Source organism: Streptomyces sp. TRM49041 (assembly GCF_008271805.1).
Taxonomy (GTDB): Bacteria; Actinomycetota; Actinomycetes; order Streptomycetales; family Streptomycetaceae; genus Streptomyces.
On the sequence record NZ_VSRY01000166.1, the window covers coordinates 135,594 to 152,502 of the forward strand.

The 16,909-nt window shown below is 72.2% G+C and carries 15 protein-coding genes; 12 read left to right on the forward strand and 3 right to left on the reverse strand.

Features of this window, described 5'->3' with window-relative positions; translation table 11 throughout:
- Genes FVS66_RS29485 through nudC form a run of 3 tightly spaced genes read left to right on the forward strand, consistent with a single transcriptional unit; the run spans position 1 to position 5,930 of the window.
- Positions 1–3,516 (forward strand): ATP-dependent DNA helicase, encoded by a 3,516-nt coding sequence (locus FVS66_RS29485; protein ID WP_149184295.1) that lies wholly within the window; start codon positions 1–3, stop codon positions 3,514–3,516.
- Positions 3,517–3,526: 10 nt separating this feature from the next.
- On the forward strand, positions 3,527–4,933 hold the full coding sequence (locus FVS66_RS29490; protein WP_149184296.1) for a dipeptidase: 1,407 nt from the start codon (positions 3,527–3,529) through the stop codon (positions 4,931–4,933).
- Positions 4,934–4,982: 49 nt separating this feature from the next.
- Positions 4,983–5,930 (forward strand): NAD(+) diphosphatase, encoded by a 948-nt coding sequence (gene nudC / locus FVS66_RS29495; RefSeq protein ID WP_187645749.1) that lies wholly within the window; start codon positions 4,983–4,985, stop codon positions 5,928–5,930.
- 77 nt (positions 5,931–6,007) lie between these two features.
- Here nudC and FVS66_RS29500 read toward each other — a convergent pair whose 3' ends face one another.
- On the reverse strand, positions 6,008–6,265 hold the full coding sequence (locus FVS66_RS29500; RefSeq protein WP_149184297.1) for a mycoredoxin: 258 nt from the start codon (positions 6,263–6,265) through the stop codon (positions 6,008–6,010).
- Between the two features lie 83 nt (positions 6,266–6,348).
- Here FVS66_RS29500 and FVS66_RS29505 point away from each other — a divergent pair, with 83 nt between their 5' ends.
- The 5 genes from FVS66_RS29505 (at position 6,349) to FVS66_RS29525 (ending at position 10,275) form a co-directional block, all read left to right on the forward strand.
- On the forward strand, positions 6,349–8,592 hold the full coding sequence (locus tag FVS66_RS29505; RefSeq protein WP_316248226.1) for an ATP-dependent DNA helicase UvrD2: 2,244 nt from the start codon (positions 6,349–6,351) through the stop codon (positions 8,590–8,592).
- Between the two features lie 169 nt (positions 8,593–8,761).
- Positions 8,762–9,106, forward strand: coding sequence for a hypothetical protein (locus tag FVS66_RS29510; protein WP_149184299.1), 345 nt, complete (start codon positions 8,762–8,764; stop codon positions 9,104–9,106).
- A gap of 169 nt (positions 9,107–9,275) precedes the next feature.
- Positions 9,276–9,635 carry a WhiB family transcriptional regulator gene (locus FVS66_RS29515; RefSeq protein ID WP_149184300.1) on the forward strand — a complete coding sequence of 120 codons (360 nt, stop codon included), beginning with the start codon at positions 9,276–9,278 and terminating at the stop codon, positions 9,633–9,635.
- Positions 9,635–9,958: a hypothetical protein gene (locus FVS66_RS29520; RefSeq protein WP_187645756.1), complete on the forward strand. Its 324-nt coding sequence runs from the start codon at positions 9,635–9,637 to the stop codon at positions 9,956–9,958. The genes FVS66_RS29515 and FVS66_RS29520 overlap by 1 nt, the downstream gene beginning before the upstream one ends.
- A gap of 119 nt (positions 9,959–10,077) precedes the next feature.
- Positions 10,078–10,275, forward strand: coding sequence for a hypothetical protein (locus tag FVS66_RS29525; protein ID WP_399226557.1), 198 nt, complete (start codon positions 10,078–10,080; stop codon positions 10,273–10,275).
- A gap of 20 nt (positions 10,276–10,295) precedes the next feature.
- Here the strand turns inward: FVS66_RS29525 and FVS66_RS29530 are convergent, their stop codons facing one another.
- Together FVS66_RS29530 and FVS66_RS29535 are read right to left on the reverse strand one after the other, a co-directional pair.
- A complete protein-coding gene (locus tag FVS66_RS29530) occupies positions 10,296–11,642 on the reverse strand; it encodes an AarF/ABC1/UbiB kinase family protein (protein WP_149184303.1) in 1,347 nt (448 codons plus the stop codon).
- 61 nt (positions 11,643–11,703) lie between these two features.
- A complete protein-coding gene (locus FVS66_RS29535) occupies positions 11,704–12,855 on the reverse strand; it encodes a TOMM precursor leader peptide-binding protein (RefSeq protein ID WP_149184304.1) in 1,152 nt (383 codons plus the stop codon).
- A gap of 232 nt (positions 12,856–13,087) precedes the next feature.
- Between FVS66_RS29535 and FVS66_RS29540 the strand changes: the two genes are divergently transcribed.
- From FVS66_RS29540 to FVS66_RS29555, 4 genes are all read left to right on the forward strand, one after another.
- Positions 13,088–13,663, forward strand: coding sequence for a M48 family metallopeptidase (locus tag FVS66_RS29540; RefSeq protein WP_149184305.1), 576 nt, complete (start codon positions 13,088–13,090; stop codon positions 13,661–13,663).
- A gap of 119 nt (positions 13,664–13,782) precedes the next feature.
- A complete protein-coding gene (locus FVS66_RS29545) occupies positions 13,783–15,429 on the forward strand; it encodes a TerD family protein (protein ID WP_149184306.1) in 1,647 nt (548 codons plus the stop codon).
- A gap of 13 nt (positions 15,430–15,442) precedes the next feature.
- Entirely contained in the window at positions 15,443–16,123 is a 681-nt protein-coding gene (locus FVS66_RS29550; RefSeq protein WP_149184307.1) for an AIM24 family protein, read from the forward strand.
- Positions 16,124–16,146: 23 nt separating this feature from the next.
- The gene (locus FVS66_RS29555) at positions 16,147–16,902 is read left to right on the forward strand and encodes an AIM24 family protein (RefSeq protein WP_149184308.1); all 756 of its coding nucleotides are present in this window, start codon (positions 16,147–16,149) and stop codon (positions 16,900–16,902) included.
- Positions 16,903–16,909: the final 7 nt, after the last annotated feature.

Below are 16,909 nucleotides of genomic sequence, written 5' to 3' on the forward strand. Positions count from 1 at the left end.
GTGACCGCACCTATCACCGACCCCGAGCAGCTCAAGGAGCTCCTGGGCATTCCGTTCACCCCGGAGCAGACGGCCTGCGTCATCGCGCCACCCGCCCCGCAGGTCATCGTGGCCGGAGCCGGCTCCGGCAAGACGACGGTGATGGCCGCCCGGGTGGTCTGGCTGGTCGGCACGGGACAGGTCGCCCCGGAACAGGTCCTCGGACTGACCTTCACCAACAAGGCGGCGGGAGAGCTCGCCGAACGTGTCCGCACCGCCCTCGTACGCGCCGGAGTCACGGACCCCGACGTCATCGACCCCGACAACCCGCCGGGCGAGCCGCGCATCTCCACGTACCACGCCTTCGCCGGCCAGCTCCTCACCGACCACGGTCTGCGCATCGGCCTGGAGCCCACCGCCCGCCTCCTCGCCGACGCCACGCGCTACCAGCTCGCCGCTCGCGTCCTGCGCGAGGCCCCCGGCCCGTACCCGGCGCTCACCCGCTCGTTCCCCACCCTCGTCAGCGACCTCCTCGCCCTCGACGCCGAGCTCGCCGAACACCTCGTAAGCCCCCAAGACCTCCTCTCGTACGACTCCGCGCTGCTCACCGCCCTCGAAACCGCGCGCCTCGGCAACGCCGACCTGCGCAAGGTCCCCGAGGCCGCCGCCGCCCGCCGCGAACTCCTCGACCTGGTCGTCCGCTACCGCGCCGCCAAGCGAGACCGTGACCTGCTCGACTTCGGCGACCAGATCGCCCTCTCCGCCGAGCTGGCCCTCACCCGCCCCGAGGTCGGCACACTCCTCCGCGACGAGTTCCGGGTCGTCCTCCTCGACGAGTACCAGGACACGTCCGTCGCCCAGCGGCTCCTCCTCTCCGGCCTCTTCGGCGGCGGCACAGGACATCCGGTCACCGCCGTCGGCGACCCCTGCCAGGCCATCTACGGCTGGCGCGGTGCCTCCGTCGCCAACCTCGACGACTTCCCCGAGCACTTCCCGTACGCCGACGGCCGCCCGGCGTCCCGGTACGCGCTCAGCGAGAACCGCCGCAGCGGCGGCCGCCTCCTCGACCTCGCCAACCGCCTCGCCACGCCCCTGCGGGCCATGCACGCGGGCGTGGAGGCCCTCCGGCCGGCGCCCGGCGCCGAACGGGACGGCACCGTCCGGATCGCCCTCCTCCCCACCCAGTCCGAGGAGATCGCCTGGCTCGCCGACTCCATCGCCCACCTGGTCCGCACCGGCAAGGAACCCGGTCAGATCGCCGTCCTGTGCCGCACGGCGACCGACTTCCCCGAGATACAGGCCGCCCTCGTCGCGCGGGATGTCCCCGTCGAGGTCGTCGGCCTGTCCGGGCTGCTGCACCTCCCTGAGGTCGCCGACCTGGTCGCCGTCTGCGAGGTCCTCCAGGACCCCGGTGCCAACGCCTCCCTCGTACGGCTCCTCACCGGCCCGCGCTGGCGGATCGGCGCCCGCGACCTGGCCCTGCTGGGCCGCCGTGCCCGGCTGCTCGTGCACCGCGCCACCGACGAGGCCGCCGACGCCGACGAGCGCCTCGCGGCCGCTGTGGAGGGCGTCGACCCCGCCGAGGTGATCTCCCTCGCGGACGCCCTGGACACCTTCCTCGACGCCGGCGGGCACGACGACGGCCTGCCCTTCTCCGGCGAGGCCCGGGTCCGCTTCGCCCGCCTGGCCGCCGAGCTGCGCGACCTGCGCCGCTCCCTGGCCGACCCCCTGATGGACGTCCTGCACCGGATCCTCGCCACCACAGGTCTGGAGGTAGAGCTCTCCGCGTCCCCGCACGCCCTGGCCGCCCGCCGTCGCGAGACCCTCTCGAACTTCCTGGACATCGCAGCCCGGTTCGCCTCCCTGGACGGCGAGGCCACGCTCCTGGCCTTCCTCGGGTTCCTGCGCACGGCCGCCCAGTACGAGAAGGGCCTCGACAACGCCCTGCCCGGCGGTGAGAACACCGTCAAGGTCCTCACCGCGCACAAGTCCAAGGGCCTGGAGTGGGACGTCGTCGCCGTCCCCGGGCTCGTGACCGGCCAGTTCCCCAGCACCAGGGCCCGTGAGGCGTGGACCGCCCAGCCGCAGGTCCTCCCGCACGCCCTGCGCGGCGACGCCGCGACCCTCCCGGAGATCGACACCTGGGACGCGAAGTCCCTGAAGTCGTTCAAGGACGCCATGAGGGACCACCAGCACACCGAGGAGCTGCGCCTCGGATATGTGACCTTCACCCGGCCCCGCTCGGTGCTTCTCGGCTCGGCCCACTGGTGGGGCCCCTCCCAGAAGCGCCGCCGCGGCCCTTCCGCCTTCCTGCACGCGCTGTACGAGCACTGCGCGGCCGGCTTCGGCGACATCGAGGCATGGGCGGACGAGCCGGACGAGGACGCCGAGAACCCGGCCCTCCATGCGGCCACCGCCGACCAGGTGTGGCCCCTGCCCCTCGACCCCGACTCCATGGCCCGCCGCCGCGACGCAGCCGACACGGTCATGGCCTACCTGGACAACCCGCCCCATGAGATCCCGCACCATGACGCCCCGGAGCAGTCCCCGGAGGGACCGGAAGACGACCTCTGGCCGGACGGTCAGGACGCCCCGTGGCCGGACGACGCCCCACCCGAGGACATCCCGGACGACTACGGCGCCGACGTCCCGGACGAGCCATACGACGCCGACGCGACCTCGTACGACCCGCAGGACCCGTACGACCCGCAGGACCCGTACGACCCGCAGGACCCGTACGAGCCGCCGGACACCCGGGCCATACCCCCGCACACCCTGCCGCACCAGCGCACATCCGCCGTCGGCACCGGCGAGCCGCTCACCCCCGAGGAGGCCCGGGCCGTCGTCTCCTGGGACCGAGACCTGGACGCGCTCACCGGTGAGCTCCTGCGTTCCCGCGCCACCACGCGCGAGGTGCCCCTGCCCGCCTCCCTCTCCGCGTCGCAGCTGCTGCGCCTCGCCGCCGACCCGGACGCCTTCGCGGAGGAGCTCGCCCGGCCGATGCCACGCCCGCCGCAGCCCGCCGCCCGGCGCGGCACCCGGTTCCACGCGTGGGTGGAGTCCCGGTTCGAGGAGCTGCCGCTGCTGGGACCCGACGAGCTGCCCGGCGGGGAGGTGTACGCCGACGAGCCGGAGATCGCCGACGAGCGGGACCTGGCCGCCCTCAAGGAAGCCTTCGAGCACACGCCGTACGCCCACCGCACCCCGCACCGCGTGGAGGCGCCGTTCCAGCTCACGCTCGCCGGGCGCGTGGTCCGGGGCCGGATCGACGCCGTCTACCGGGACCCGATCACCGGCGCGTACGAGATCGTCGACTGGAAGACCAACCGGCACCGCACCGGCGACCCGCTCCAGCTCGCGGTCTACCGCCTCGCCTGGGCCGAGCAGCACGAGCTGCCGCTCGCCGAGGTCGGCGCCGCCTTCGTCTACGTACGCAGCGGGGAGGTCGTCCGGCCGGACCGGCTCCCCGGCAGGGCAGAGCTCGAACGCATCCTGCTCGGTGAGACGGCAGACGGGACACCTCCCGGCGCCGGTTAGGCTCAGGAGCATGAGCGACACCCCGGACAGCGCCGTCCAGACCGTACGCAAGTACATAGCGCAGCACCGCGCCGCCTTTCTCGACGACCTCGCCGAGTGGCTGCGCATCCCCTCCGTGTCGGCCGAGCCCGGCCACGCCCCGGACGTACGGCGCAGCGCCGAGTGGCTCGCCGCGAAGCTCGCGGAGACCGGTTTCCCGGTCGCCGAGGTCTGGGAGACGGATGGTGCCCCCGCGGTGTTCGCGGAGTGGCTCTCGGACGACCCCGATGCCCCCACGGTCCTGGTCTACGGCCACCACGACGTGCAGCCGGCCGCCCGCGAGGACGGCTGGCACAGCGACCCCTTCGAGCCCGTCGTCCGGGAGAACCGGCTCTACGCGCGCGGTGCCGCCGACGACAAGGGACAGGTGTTCTTCCACACCCTCGGTGTCCGCGCGCACCTCGCGCTGACCGGCCGCGCCGCCCCCGCCGTCAATCTGAAGTTCCTCGTCGAGGGTGAGGAGGAGTCCGGCTCGACGTACTTCCGGGCGCTGGTCGAGCGGCACAGCGACCGGCTCGCCGCCGACGTCGTGATCGTCTCCGACACCGGCATGTGGTCGGAGACGACGCCGACCGTCTGCACCGGCATGCGCGGCGTCGCCGACTGCGAGATCGAGCTGTACGGCCCCGACCAGGACATCCACTCCGGCTCCTTCGGCGGCGCCGTCCCGAACCCCGCCACGGTCGCCGCCCGCCTGGTCGCCGCGCTGCACGACCAGGACGAACGCGTCACGGTCCCCGGTTTCTACGACGGCGTCGCCGAGCTCACCGACGCCGAACGCGCGCTGATCGCGGAACTGCCCTTCGACGAGGCCGCGTGGCTGTCCGCCGCCCGGTCGTACGGCACGCTCGGCGAGGCCGGCTACTCCACGCTGGAGCGTGTCTGGGCCCGTCCCACCGCCGAGGTCAACGGCATCGGCGGCGGCTACCAGGGCCCCGGCGGCAAGACGATCATCCCGTCCTCCGCCCAGCTGAAGCTGTCCTTCCGGCTGGTCGCCGGGCAGGACCCGGACAGGATCGAGCAGGCCGTACGCGAGTGGGTCGCCGCCCGCGTCCCCGGCGGGATCCGTCACAAGATCACCTTCGGGGCGGCCACACGCCCCTGTCTGACCCCGCTGGACCACCCCGCCCTCCAGGCCGTCGCCCGGTCGATGAGCCTCGCGTTCGACGGCGCGAAGATCCGCTTCACGCGCGAGGGCGGCTCAGGGCCGGCGGCCGACCTCCAGGACGTCCTGGCCGCGCCGGTGCTGTTCCTCGGCATCTCCGTACCGTCCGACGGCTGGCACGCGCCGAACGAGAAGGTCGAGCTGGACCTGCTGGTCAAAGGCGTGGAGGCGACCGCCCACCTGTGGGGCGACCTGTCCGCCGCACTCCGCTGAAGACGATGCTGAACAGACACCCAGACCCCCGGGGGAGTTGGAAGCACCAGTGAGCACCATCAGCAACGAGGCCGTTTTCCGCCCGATCGGTCTCACCGCCCCGAGCGGTATCGACCGCGCCGCCCACCACCGCCTCGACGAGGCGTGGCTCGCGGCGGCGTGGAGCCACCCCACCACGCGCGTGTTCGTGGTGTCCGGTGGCCAGGTGCTGGTCGACGACACCCCCGACGGCCGCACCGAGCTGGTCATGACGCCGTCCTTCGAGGCGCCGCTGACGGAGACGCACCGCTACTTCCTCGGCACGGACACGGACGGCGTCAGCTACTTCGCGCTGCAGAAGGACGCGCTGCCCGGCCGGATGGACCAGTCGGCGCGCCCCGCGGGGCTGCGCGAGGCCGGGCTGCTGCTGGACGCGCGCGACGCGGGCCTGATGGTGCACGCGGTCGCCCTGGAGAACTGGCAGCGCCTCCACCGCTTCTGCTCCCGCTGCGGTGAGCGCACGGTGATCGCCGCGGCCGGCCATATCCGCCGCTGCCCGGCCTGCGGCGCCGAGCACTACCCGCGCACCGACCCCGCGGTGATCATGCTGGTCACGGACGAGGACGACCGGGCGCTGCTGGGCCGGCAGGTGCACTGGCCGGAGGGCCGCTTCTCGACTCTCGCGGGGTTCGTCGAGCCCGGCGAGTCGATCGAGCAGTCCGTGGTGCGCGAGGTGTTCGAGGAGGCCGGGGTCACCGTGGGCGAGGTCGAGTACGTCGCCAGCCAGCCGTGGCCGTTCCCGTCCAGCCTCATGCTGGGCTTCACGGCGCGGGCCACATCCTGCGAGATCGACGTGGACGGCGACGAGATCGAGGAGGCCCGCTGGTTCTCCCGCGAGGAGCTGACAGCCGCCTTCGAGTCGGGCGAGGTGCTGCCGCCGTACGGCATCTCGATCGCGTCGCACCTGATCGAGCTCTGGTACGGCAAGCCGCTGCCGAAGCCGGGCAGCGTCGGCTGACGGCGCCCGCACGCGCGAACGCCCCCTCCGGTCGGATACCGGCGGGGGCGTCGCACGCGGGGGAGCAGCGGGCGGCGTCAGCCGACCAGCGCCTGCTGGACCTGCCTCAGGCTGGGGTTCGTCATGACGACGTTCTCGCCACCGCCGGTCGGCGTGACGAGCACGGTCGGCACGGTCTGGTTGCCGTTGTTGACCTTCTCCACGAACGCGGCGGACTGCGGGTCCTGCTCGATGTTGATCTCCGTGTACGCGATGCCCTCGCGGTCCATCTGGCTCTTCAGCCGACGGCAGTAGCCGCACCACGTGGTGCTGTACATCGTCACAGTTCCCTGCATCGTCTCTTCCGCTCCTCGGTTCGCTGGGTGCGTGATCGCATCCTGAAACGTACCCGTACCGGCCAGGCATTCCCTCGGGCGGTATGACCGGCGTCGCACCCCTGTGGACAACCGCCCGGCCCCACCCGGGGACCTGGCAGCATGGCGGGGTGACAGCGACGCACTCCACCCTCTTCCCGCAGGTCCCCGAGTCGGCCGACGCGGTGCTCGACGGGCTCGACCCCGAGCAGCGCGAGGTGGCGACGGCCCTGCACGGGCCGGTGTGCGTACTGGCGGGTGCGGGCACGGGCAAGACCCGGGCGATCACCCACCGGATCGCCTACGGGGTGCGCGCCGGGATCCTGCAGCCGGCGAGTGTGCTGGCCGTCACGTTCACCAACCGCGCCGCCGGTGAGATGCGCGGCCGGCTGCGGCAGCTGGGCGCGGGCGGGGTGCAGGCCCGTACGTTCCACTCCGCGGCCCTGCGCCAGCTCCAGTACTTCTGGCCGAAAGCAGTCGGTGGCGAGCTGCCCCGCCTCATCGACCGCAAGGCCCAGCTTGTCGCCGACGCGGCCGCCCGCTGCCGGGTCCGGCTCGACCGCACCGAGCTGCGCGACGTCACGTCCGAGATCGAGTGGGCGAAGGTCACCCAGACGGTGCCCGGCGACTATTCGGCCGCCGTCGCCAAGGCACAGCGCGACGCACCCCGCGCCACGGCCGAGACCGGCCAGATCTATGCGATGTACGAGCAGCTGAAGCGGGAGCGCGAGGTCCTCGACTTCGAGGACGTGCTGCTGCTCACCGTCGGCATCCTCCAGGACCGGCACGACATCGCCGAACAGGTCCGCGGCCAGTACCAGCACTTCGTGGTCGACGAGTACCAGGATGTCTCCCCGCTCCAGCAGCGCCTCCTCGACCTGTGGACCGGCGACCGCGACAGCCTCTGCGTCGTCGGCGACGCCAGCCAGACGATCTACTCCTTCACCGGCGCCACCCCCGACTATCTGCTGGACTTCCGCACCCGCCACCCCGACGCGACCGTCGTCAAACTGGTCCGCGACTACCGCTCCACGCCCCAGGTCGTCCACCTGGCCAACGGCATCCTCGCCCTGGCCTCCGGCCGCGCCGCCGACCACCGGCTGGAGCTCGTCTCACAGCGGGACCCCGGACCCGAGCCGGTCTACACCGAGTACGGCGACGAACCCACCGAGGCCGAGGGCACCGCGCGCCACATCCGCGACCTGATCGCCTCCGGCGTCCCGGCCGGTGAGATCGCCGTGCTGTACCGCGTCAACGCCCAGTCGGAGATCTACGAGCAGGCCCTCGCCGACGCGGGCGTGCCCTACCAGCTGCGCGGCGCCGAGCGCTTCTTCGACCGCCAGGAGGTACGGGAGGCGGGCGCCGCCCTGCGCAGCGCGGCCCGCTTCGGCGGCAACGACCCGCTGCTCGACGACGTGGTCGACCTGCCGTCCCAGGTCCGCGCCGTCCTGTCCACCAAGGGCTGGACGACCGAGCCCCCGGCCGGCTCCGGCGCCGTACGGGACCGCTGGGAGTCCCTCGCCGCGCTGGTCCGCCTCGCCGAGGACCTGGCCCGCGCCCGCCCGGACGCCGCCCTCGCCGACCTGGTGGCCGAACTGGACGAGCGGGCCGCCGCCCAGCACGCCCCCACCGTCCAGGGGGTGACGCTCGCCTCCCTCCACGCGGCGAAGGGCCTCGAGTGGGATGCCGTGTTCCTGGTCGGCCTCACCGAAGGCACCCTGCCCATCACCTACGCCAGGACCGACGAGCAGATAGAGGAGGAGCGGCGCCTGCTCTACGTCGGCGTGACCCGCGCCCGCCACCACCTCAGCCTCTCGTGGTGGCTGTCCCGCTCGCCCGGCGGCCGCCCGAACCGTCAGCCCTCCAGGTTCCTGAAGGGCCTGCGCCCCGGCAGCGGCGGACCGGCCGCCCGTGCCGCCCACTCCGGTGGCGCCGTCCAGCGCCGCCCGGCCGGGGCTCGCCCCCGGCGTGCCCGCGGCCCGGTCCGCTGCCGGGTGTGCGGCACGACTCTCACCGTCGCGGGCGAGATGAAGCTGATGCGCTGCGAGGACTGCCCCTCGGAGATGGACGAGGGCCTCTACGAGCGGCTCCTCGAATGGCGCACCCGCCAGGCGCGCCGGCTGGGCCAGCCCGACTTCTGTGTCTTCACCGAGAAGACCCTCATCGCCATCGCCGAGACCGTCCCGTCCACCGACGGCGAGCTCGCCGCCATCCCTGGCGTCGGCGTGCGCAAGCTCAATCGGTTCGGCGCCGATGTCCTCGCCATGTGCGCGGGTCGGCAACTCGCCGACGACGAAGGCGAAGACTGATGCCAACTCGTCGAAAAAACAGTTTGCGCCCGCCCCAGTCATCCCCATAGGTTCTTAACCACGCGAACAGCGGCTTCCTTGAAGCCCTGTCGTCGTGCTGTACTTATCCGAATACACGAGGGACCGGCTCCGGCCGATCCCCCCGAGATGCCGAGAGGAGGCGATTCCAGTGATCAGCATCACCACCAGCTTCATCAGCACCGCCAAAATGACCGATCGCTCGGTCGTCTCCGCCTGCTCGCTCGGCCTCTCCGGCCTGTCGGATTCGCAGTTCATCGGCACCGGTCTGTGCGGCTCCCGGGCCGTCCGTCCGTCGTTCCCGCTGTCGGCTCTCCCCGTCATCGAGGGACTTGAGGCCAATGAGCGACCGAGCAAGGCACTGGAAGCAGAAGTAGCAGCGGCACAGGCCCCGGCCTATGCCTTTGCGGCGACCGGTGCCGGCAACACGAAGCAGACGCAGCACCACACGATGTGGGCCTTCCGTGGGCTCGAACCCTGGAGTGATCCAGCCTGATCCAAAATCAGGCCGGCGCCTTCAGGGCCGCGGAACCCCACCCGGGATCCGCGGCCCTTCTGTTTTGCCCCAACGGGCGGAACAGGACGAAGGAGCCTCGGGACAAGCAGAACCCGGTACCAGCCCACCGGCCGACCAGCCGGACCGACCAGACGAGGAAAACACCACCGTGCAACTCGAAGCGCACGCCCCGTCCGTACCGCCTTCCGAAACGATCCCCCCGTCCGGCCTCACGGAGGACCACGACTTGACCGCCCTCACCGCGCTCGACGACGCCATCGAGAACCTCGGCGTACCCGTCCCCTGCCGCTCCTTCGACCCGGAGGTCTTCTTCGCCGAGTCGCCGGCCGACGTCGAGTACGCCAAGTCCCTCTGCCGCACCTGCCCGCTGATGGCCGCCTGCCTGGCCGGCGCCAAGGAGCGGCGCGAGCCGTGGGGTGTCTGGGGCGGTGAGCTCTTCGTCCAGGGCGTGGTCGTCGCCCGCAAGCGGCCGCGTGGCCGCCCGCGCAAGAACCCGGTCACGGCATGATCACCGCCACCGGAACCATCGACCGCCCCATCACGCACAACCCCCAGAAGCAGGCTCCGATGACCTCTTCCACGAACGAGCCCATGGGCTCCGCGACCCCTGACGTCACCACCCTCGGCGCGCACGCCTCGCGCCAGAACAGGACCCGAGAAATGCAACTCATCCCAGAAGCCCTGGCCCGTGCTCATATGCACGAGCGCCTCAGGCAAGCCGACGAGCAACGCCAGGGCGCGCGCCTGATCACCGCGCGGCGGATGCAGCGCCGCGCCGAGCGCGCCTCGCTCCGCGCCCGCCGCGCGCTGGCCATGGCGGTCATGCAGTAGCCGGCCGGCCACGGCGACAGACCAACCGTCACTGCTCCTCGCGGGGGCCGGTCCGAACGGACCGGCCCCCGCGGTGCGTTGCACGAGGATCCGGTGCCCGGTGGAGTTATCGTCTCGTGGTGAACGAGCGGACTCCCGACCCCGCGCAGTCGCGCACGCAGAGCGTGGTGTGCTCGCGCTGCGGCACGACCGCCGACAGCCTCCCCGTGACCTGGACCTGCTCCGTCGAGAACGGCACCAGACACTACTTCTGCGAAACCTGCGCCCGCACCCACATCAGGTCCATCGAGAGCAGACTCGACTCGGCCTGGTGGTGACGGGCCGAGTCGGGCCACGGTCAGGCCGGCTCCTCCACCGGCTCGTCCGGCAGGAACCCCGGCAGCCACGCCTCCAGCTCGTCCCGGAGCCGCACCGTGGCGTTCAGCTGGCACAGCACCCCGATCGTGCTCAGCGTCACCCGGTGTATCAGCAGATACGCGGGCGGCAGGTTCAGCTGCTTTCCCAGCTGGTGCGCCGGGGAGCGTGGATCGGCGATCCTCGCCGCCTGCGTACGGATCCACTCGCGCGTGAACAGGAACTCGTCCGCATCGGCGGGCTCGATGATGGGCAGCAGATAGTCCAGCACCGCGTCCGGGTCGAGTTCGATCGACTCCTTCACAAAGCCCTCGTCGCACAACAGCTCATAGACCGTCTCCGCCTCACCTTCCAGGGCCGTCCGCAGACAGGTGCCTATGGTCTCCGGCAGCCCGCCGGGCAGCCGGTCCACCGTTCCGAAGTCCAGCACCCCGAGCCGCGGCCCGCCGCCCTCACCGGGCAGCAGGCGGAAGTTCCCCGGATGCGGGTCGGCGTGCAGCAGTCCTGTACGCGCCGGCCCCGAGAACAGGAACCGTGCCAGCAACTGCCCGGCCCGGTCCCGCTCCTCCGGCGTGCCGTCCGCTATCACCTCCGACAGCGGGACCCCGTCGATCCACTCCGTCACCAGCACCTGCTCCGACTGGTGCACCACATCCGGCACCACCACGTCGGGGTCGTCCGCGAACTCGGCGGCGTGCTCCCGCTGCGCCCGCGCCTCCAGACCGTAGTCCAGCTCCTCCGACACCCGGTCACGCATCTCGGTGATCAACGGCTTGATGTCCATACCCGGCACCAGCGGCCCCAGCAGCCGGGCGAACCGGCTCAGCTGGGCCAGATCCGACAGCAGCGCCTCGCCCGCCCCCGGATACTGCACCTTCACGGCGACCTCGCGCCCGTCGTGCCACATCGCCCGGTGCACCTGGCCGATCGACGCCGCCGCCGCGGGCTTGTCCTCGAACTCCAGGAAAAGAGCGCGCCAGTCCTCACCCAGCCGCTCCTCCAGGACGGCGTGCACCGTCCGTGTCGGCATCGGCGGCGCCGCTTCCTGAAGCTTGGTCAACGCCGCCCGGTACGGACCGGCGACCTCCTCCGGAAGCGCCGACTCGAAGACGGACAGCGCCTGCCCGAGCTTCATGGCACCGCCCTTCAACTCGCCCAGCACCTTGAACAACTGTTCGGCCGTGCGCTGTTGCAGCTCCCGCGCCACGATCTCGGCGGACTTGCCCCCGATCCGCTTACCCAGCCCCCATGTGGCCCGCCCCGCGAAGCCCAATGGCAAAGCGGCCAACTTGGCGGTCCGGGTGACCGCCTTCCGGGGAAGATCAGACATACGCCCCTCCAAAGCCCAGACTGCCGTGCCGCGTTGCCCTGACACGCGCCGCCGACGGCGGTTACCCCGCCATTGTGTCCTGCCGCCTCCGGGCACCCGACGCCCGCTCCCGTTCCACCCCGGCCGCACCCCGCCCGTCCTCCCGGCGGGCCGCTCCGCACGGACACTCCGCGTGCGGCAGCACCCGCAGCGCCCGCCACTCCAGCAGCGGCGACGACGCCTCCCAGCGCGTCCCCGTGCTCGCCGGCGGATCCCCGTCCAGGAACGCCAGCGCGTGCGCCGCCGTCAGCCCCGCGACGGCCGCCGTCAGCCCCACGTCCCCCGCCGGCACCGCACCGCCGCGCCCCGACCGCCACTGCGCCAGCAGCCGAGGCCACGCCGGGTCGGCGTCGGTGCGGTGAAGGTCCACGCAGCGCGCGCACGCCGTGTCCCCGGGCAGCACCAGCGGACCCACCACACCGGTCGCCTCCACCACCCCGGCGAACAGATGCGGCGTCCCCGTGCCCAGCCACGCGTCCGCCGTCACCGGGTCCGGGGCGTACGCCGCCAGTCCGTCCCGCGGCGCGACCACCACCAGCGACAACCCCGGCTCCGGCCCCACGGACTCCCGAGGCGCACGGCCACCCGGAGCCGACCGCCGCACCAGCCGCCGCGCCGCGACGTCCCGCCGCTCCCCGACGGCCTCGGCCGGCACCCCGCCCGGCGCCACGTCCCACGGCTCCACCCGCCCACCGTCCAGCACCTCCACCCGGCCCACCCCCGCCGCCGACAGCAGCGCCGCGACACTCGCCCCCACCCGGCCCGCCCCCCGCACCTGCACCCGCATACCGCCCCGCGCCGCCAGCCGCCGTATCGCACCGCCCGGCCGCCGGTGCACCACCGACAGCGACCCCACATCGGCGCGCAGCCGGTCCAGCGCCCCCGCATCCCGCCGCACCGCGTCCGCCGCCCGGTCACCCGCCGTGTCCTCCAGCAGACCCGCCTCCGCCAGCCGGTCCAGCAGCGCCTCCAGCCAGCCGTCCGGCACCCCCAGCGCCCGTGCCTCCTCCCGCAGCAGCGGAACGCCCCGCGTCCCGTCGAGCAGCCCCAGCAGGCTCCCCGTCGTCGTGTCCACGGGCCCCACCACCACCGCGTGCGCGGGCGCCACCCCGAACTGCACATACTGAAGATCCCGCCATGCGCGCCGCAGCGCCGGCTTCACCATCGGATGCATGCATGCCCCCCATCGATCATGGGACCGGACCGGGCGCCGGCCACCGATCGCCGGTCCACCGCCCCCATCCCGTCCATCACGCGGTCAGCATGCCGTCGGTGGCACGACGCCCGCCGACCGTCGTCCACAGGCCAGCGCGTTAATCATGCAAATGGTGCAGGCTGTGGACGGGGACGGTGCCCGAACCGTTCCGATGGAGGACTTCCCCACGGCCAGCGGGTAACGTCGAGACGTGCCCGCCGACCCTGACAGCAGCCCCACCAGCGACGCGCCCCGTGCCCGCGGGACGTCCGCCGTCGAGGTGCGAAGGAGCTCCCGACGCCGCAGAACGGTCTCCGCCTACCGTGAAGGCGACCGCACGGTCGTCCTCATCCCCGCCCGGATGTCGGAGGCGGAGGAGCGGCGCTGGGTCACGGTCATGCTCGACAAGCTCGCCGCGCAGGAGAACAAACGGCTTCTCGGCGACTCCGAGCTGGCCGAGCGCGCCGAGCGGCTGTCCACGCAGTACCTCGACGGCAGGGCCCGGCCCGCGTCCGTCCGCTGGGTCACCAACCAGAACACCCGCTGGGGCTCCTGCACCCCCGCCGAGGGCAGCATCCGGCTCTCGCACCGGCTCCAGGGCATGCCCGAGTACGTCGTCGACTATGTGCTCCTCCACGAGCTGGCCCATCTGCTCGTCCCCGGACACGGGCAGCGGTTCTGGCGGCTGCTGGAGTCCTACCCCCGTACGGAACGAGCCCGCGGCTACCTCGAGGGCGTGGTCGCCGCCGACCGGCTGCCGCACCTTCCGGGCACCTCCTCCGACTGACATTCACCGATCCTGTACCGAGTCGGTACCGAGCCCCCCACCGACGTGGTCGCCGTCGCACCCAGCCGTTAGCCTGTCGCGACGCACACACCATCCGGGATGGGGGACGGTCGTTACGCATGGCCAGGGAATTCCAACGGGGCCACAAGGCCCGGATCAGTGATCTGACAGCCGGAACCGATCTGTACGTCGGCGTGCAGATCGCCGGGCCGGGACTGACCTTCGACATCAGCTGCTTCGGGCTCGACGCCGACGAGCGGCTCTCCGACGACCGGTACTTCGTCTTCTTCAACCAGCCGAAGTCGCCCGAGGAGTCCATCCAGCTGCTCGGCGGGCAGGCCGGGGACACCGAGTCGTTCCGTGTGACGCTCGACCGCGTACCGGAGGGCATCCACAAGCTGTCCTTCACGGCCACGCTCGACGGCGCCGGTCAGATGTCCCAGGTGGGCCCCGGCTACATCCGGATCGTCGCGGGCGGCGAGGAGGTCGCCCGGTACGCTTTCGGCGGCGCAGAGTTCAGCACCGAGCGCGCGGTGATGCTCGGCGACTTCTACCGCAAGGACGGCTGGCGCTTCGCCGCCGTCGGACAGGGCTTCGACGGCGGACTGGACGCGCTGCTCAAGAACTTCGGCGGCGAGGTCCTGGAAGAGGAGCAGCAGCCCCAGCAGCCGCAGGCGGCACCGGCCTTCGCGCCTCCGCCCGGCGCCTCCGCACCGGGCCTGCCAGCCCAGCCCGCGCCGTCGTTCGGCGCCCCCACGGCCACGGCCCCGGCTCCGGCCCCCGCGCCCGTACCCCCGCAGCAGCCCCTGCACACGGCGCCCACCATGGCCGCCCCCTTGGCCCCGCAGACACCCGCGCCCACGGCCCCGGTAGCCCCGCAGGCGCCCACGCCGCCCCCGGCCCCGTACGGCCGGCCGCAGCACCAGCAGCCACCGCAGCCCCCGCCGTACGGCCACGTGCCCGGCCAGACGCCACCGCACGGCGCGCCCGCCCCGGCCCCCTACGGGCAGACACCCCCGTACGGCCAGCAGCCGCCCATGGGCATGCCGCCCGCCGGGATGCCGCACGGCGCCGCGCACGGCGCCCCCCAGGGAGCCCCGCAGGGCGCCGGTCTGGCCGCCGCGCTCCAGAAGTACCGCGAAACGCCCACCGGGCAGCGCTGGACGCCGCAGAATCCGCAGCTCATGCGGGTCGACCTGGCCATGGGCCAGACGCCCGTGCTGGCCCGCCAGGGCAGCATGGTCATGTACCAGGGCAAGGTCGACTTCAGCTACAAGGGCGCCGGCTTCGCCGGTCGTATCGTCGGCAACGCCACCGGCCAGGAGATGCAGCTCATGCGCTGCACCGGCCGCGGCCAGGTCTTCCTCGCCGAGAACAACGCCCAACTGCACCCCATCGAGCTCCAGGGCGACGGGATCTGCGTCTCGGCAGAGAACGTCCTCGCGTTCGACGAGTCGCTGCACCACGAGGTCCGCCGGATCGAGGGCCACGGCATCCCCGGCGGGGCGCTGTTCACAATGCTCTTCCAGGGCACCGGCACGGTCGTCGTGAAGACCCAGGGCGTCCCGGTCGTCCTGCCGGTCACACCCACCACGTTCGCCGACTGCAACGCGGTCGTCGCCTGGTCGGCCGCCTCACAGGTGGTGCTCTCCACCCAGGTCCGGCTGCGCCGCAACGCCTACCCGGGCCACAGCGGCGAGACCGTGAACCTCCAGTTCCGGGGAGCCCCCGGCAACTTCATCGTCGTCCAGCCGTACGAGGTCTGAGGGAGCCCGAAGAATGAACCAGCAGCTCGCGGGCTACGCCCCGACCCCCGTCGCCGCCCGGATGGAGAACCACGGCTCGGCGATGCTCAAGGTCGCCATGGCCACCGGCCAGGACCTGTTCGCCCGGACCGGCTCCGTCGTCGCCTACGAGGGCTTCGTCCAGTACGAGCCGAACCCGCCCGCAGTCCGCCAGATCGCCGCTTCCTGGATCACCGGCGAAGGCGCGCCCCTCATGAAGTGCTCCGGCGACGGCCTCCTCTACCTCGCCGACTACGGCGCGGACGTCGTGGTGGTCCACCTCGACAACGACGCCCTGTCCGTCAACGGCACCAATGTGCTGGCCTTCGACGCCCACCTGCAGTGGGGCGTCGAGCGCGTCAAGGGCATGGCGAAGTTCGCCGGCCAGGGTCTGTGGAACGTCCAGATCGGCGGCACCGGCTGGGTCGCGCTCACCTCGCGCGGCACGCCGGTCGTCGTCGACTGCGGCCGAGGCGACGACGAGACGTACGTCGACCCGGACGCGCTCGTCGCCTGGTCGCCCTCCCTGAAGGTGAAGGGCAAGCGGAGCTTCAAGGCCGGCTCGCTGATCGGGCGGGGCAGCGGCGAGGCGTACCAGATGGCCTTCTCGGGCCAGGGCATCGTCGTCGTACAGCCGAGCGAGGACAGTACCGACCGCCTGCGGATCCGGCACTGAGCCAGGGGGAGCGAGAACACACCATGCAGAGCCCGCTTTTCAGCTACACGGAACAGCAGAGCCAGGACCGGTACACCATGCAGAACCCGCAGCTCCTGCGGGTCGCCCTCACCGGTCACGACGACGTCCTCGCCCGAAAGGGCGCCATGGTCGCCTACCAGGGCCTCATGGACTTCGACGGCGAGTACCAGAACCAGAGCCCACGCAGGGCCCGCGCCCACACCGGCGAGGGGCTCGACCTGATGCGCTGCTCCGGGCAGGGCACCGTCTACCTGGCCAACCTGGCGCAGTACGTCCACGTCGTGGACATCGACCAGGAGGGGCTGACCGTGGACAGCGCCTATGTGCTGGCGCTCGACTCGAGCCTGCACACCGAGGTCATCGCCGTGGACAGCCAGTACGGGATCTCCGGCTCCGGCAAGTACCAGCTCAACATCTCGGGTCGCGGTCAGGTCGCCCTCATGACCTCCGGCCAGCCCCTGATGATGCAGGTCACGCCGGACAAGTACGTCAACGTCGACGCCGACGCGATCGTCGCCTGGTCGTCGTCGCTGCGCGTGCAGATGCAGGCCCAGACCCACTCGTCGAACATCCGCAGGCGCCGTGGCAACACCGGCGAGGGCTGGGAGCTGAACTTCCTCGGCCAGGGATACGCGCTCGTCCAGCCCAGCGAGGTCATGCCGCCGCAGAACGCGCAGATCGGCCAGGGCATCGGCGCGCAGTTCGGCGTCGGCCAGCAGGGTGCGCACGGCCAGAACCAGAACAACGCCTGGAACTGAACCGGCG

Bases quoted from the DNA above. Each gene is read 5' to 3' on its own strand.
- FVS66_RS29490 (WP_149184296.1), top strand. From the start codon at position 3,527: ATGAGCGACACCCCGGACAGCGCCGTCCAGACCGTACGCAAGTACATA.
- FVS66_RS29555 (WP_149184308.1), top strand. From the start codon at position 16,147: ATGCAGAGCCCGCTTTTCAGCTACACGGAACAGCAGAGCCAGGACCGG.
- FVS66_RS29530 (WP_149184303.1), bottom strand. From the start codon at position 11,642: ATGTCTGATCTTCCCCGGAAGGCGGTCACCCGGACCGCCAAGTTGGCC.
- FVS66_RS29535 (WP_149184304.1), bottom strand. From the start codon at position 12,855: ATGCATCCGATGGTGAAGCCGGCGCTGCGGCGCGCATGGCGGGATCTT.
- FVS66_RS29545 (WP_149184306.1), top strand. From the start codon at position 13,783: ATGGCCAGGGAATTCCAACGGGGCCACAAGGCCCGGATCAGTGATCTG.
- FVS66_RS29505 (WP_316248226.1), top strand. From the start codon at position 6,349: ATGACCGGCGTCGCACCCCTGTGGACAACCGCCCGGCCCCACCCGGGG.
- FVS66_RS29550 (WP_149184307.1), top strand. From the start codon at position 15,443: ATGAACCAGCAGCTCGCGGGCTACGCCCCGACCCCCGTCGCCGCCCGG.
- FVS66_RS29500 (WP_149184297.1), bottom strand. From the start codon at position 6,265: ATGCAGGGAACTGTGACGATGTACAGCACCACGTGGTGCGGCTACTGC.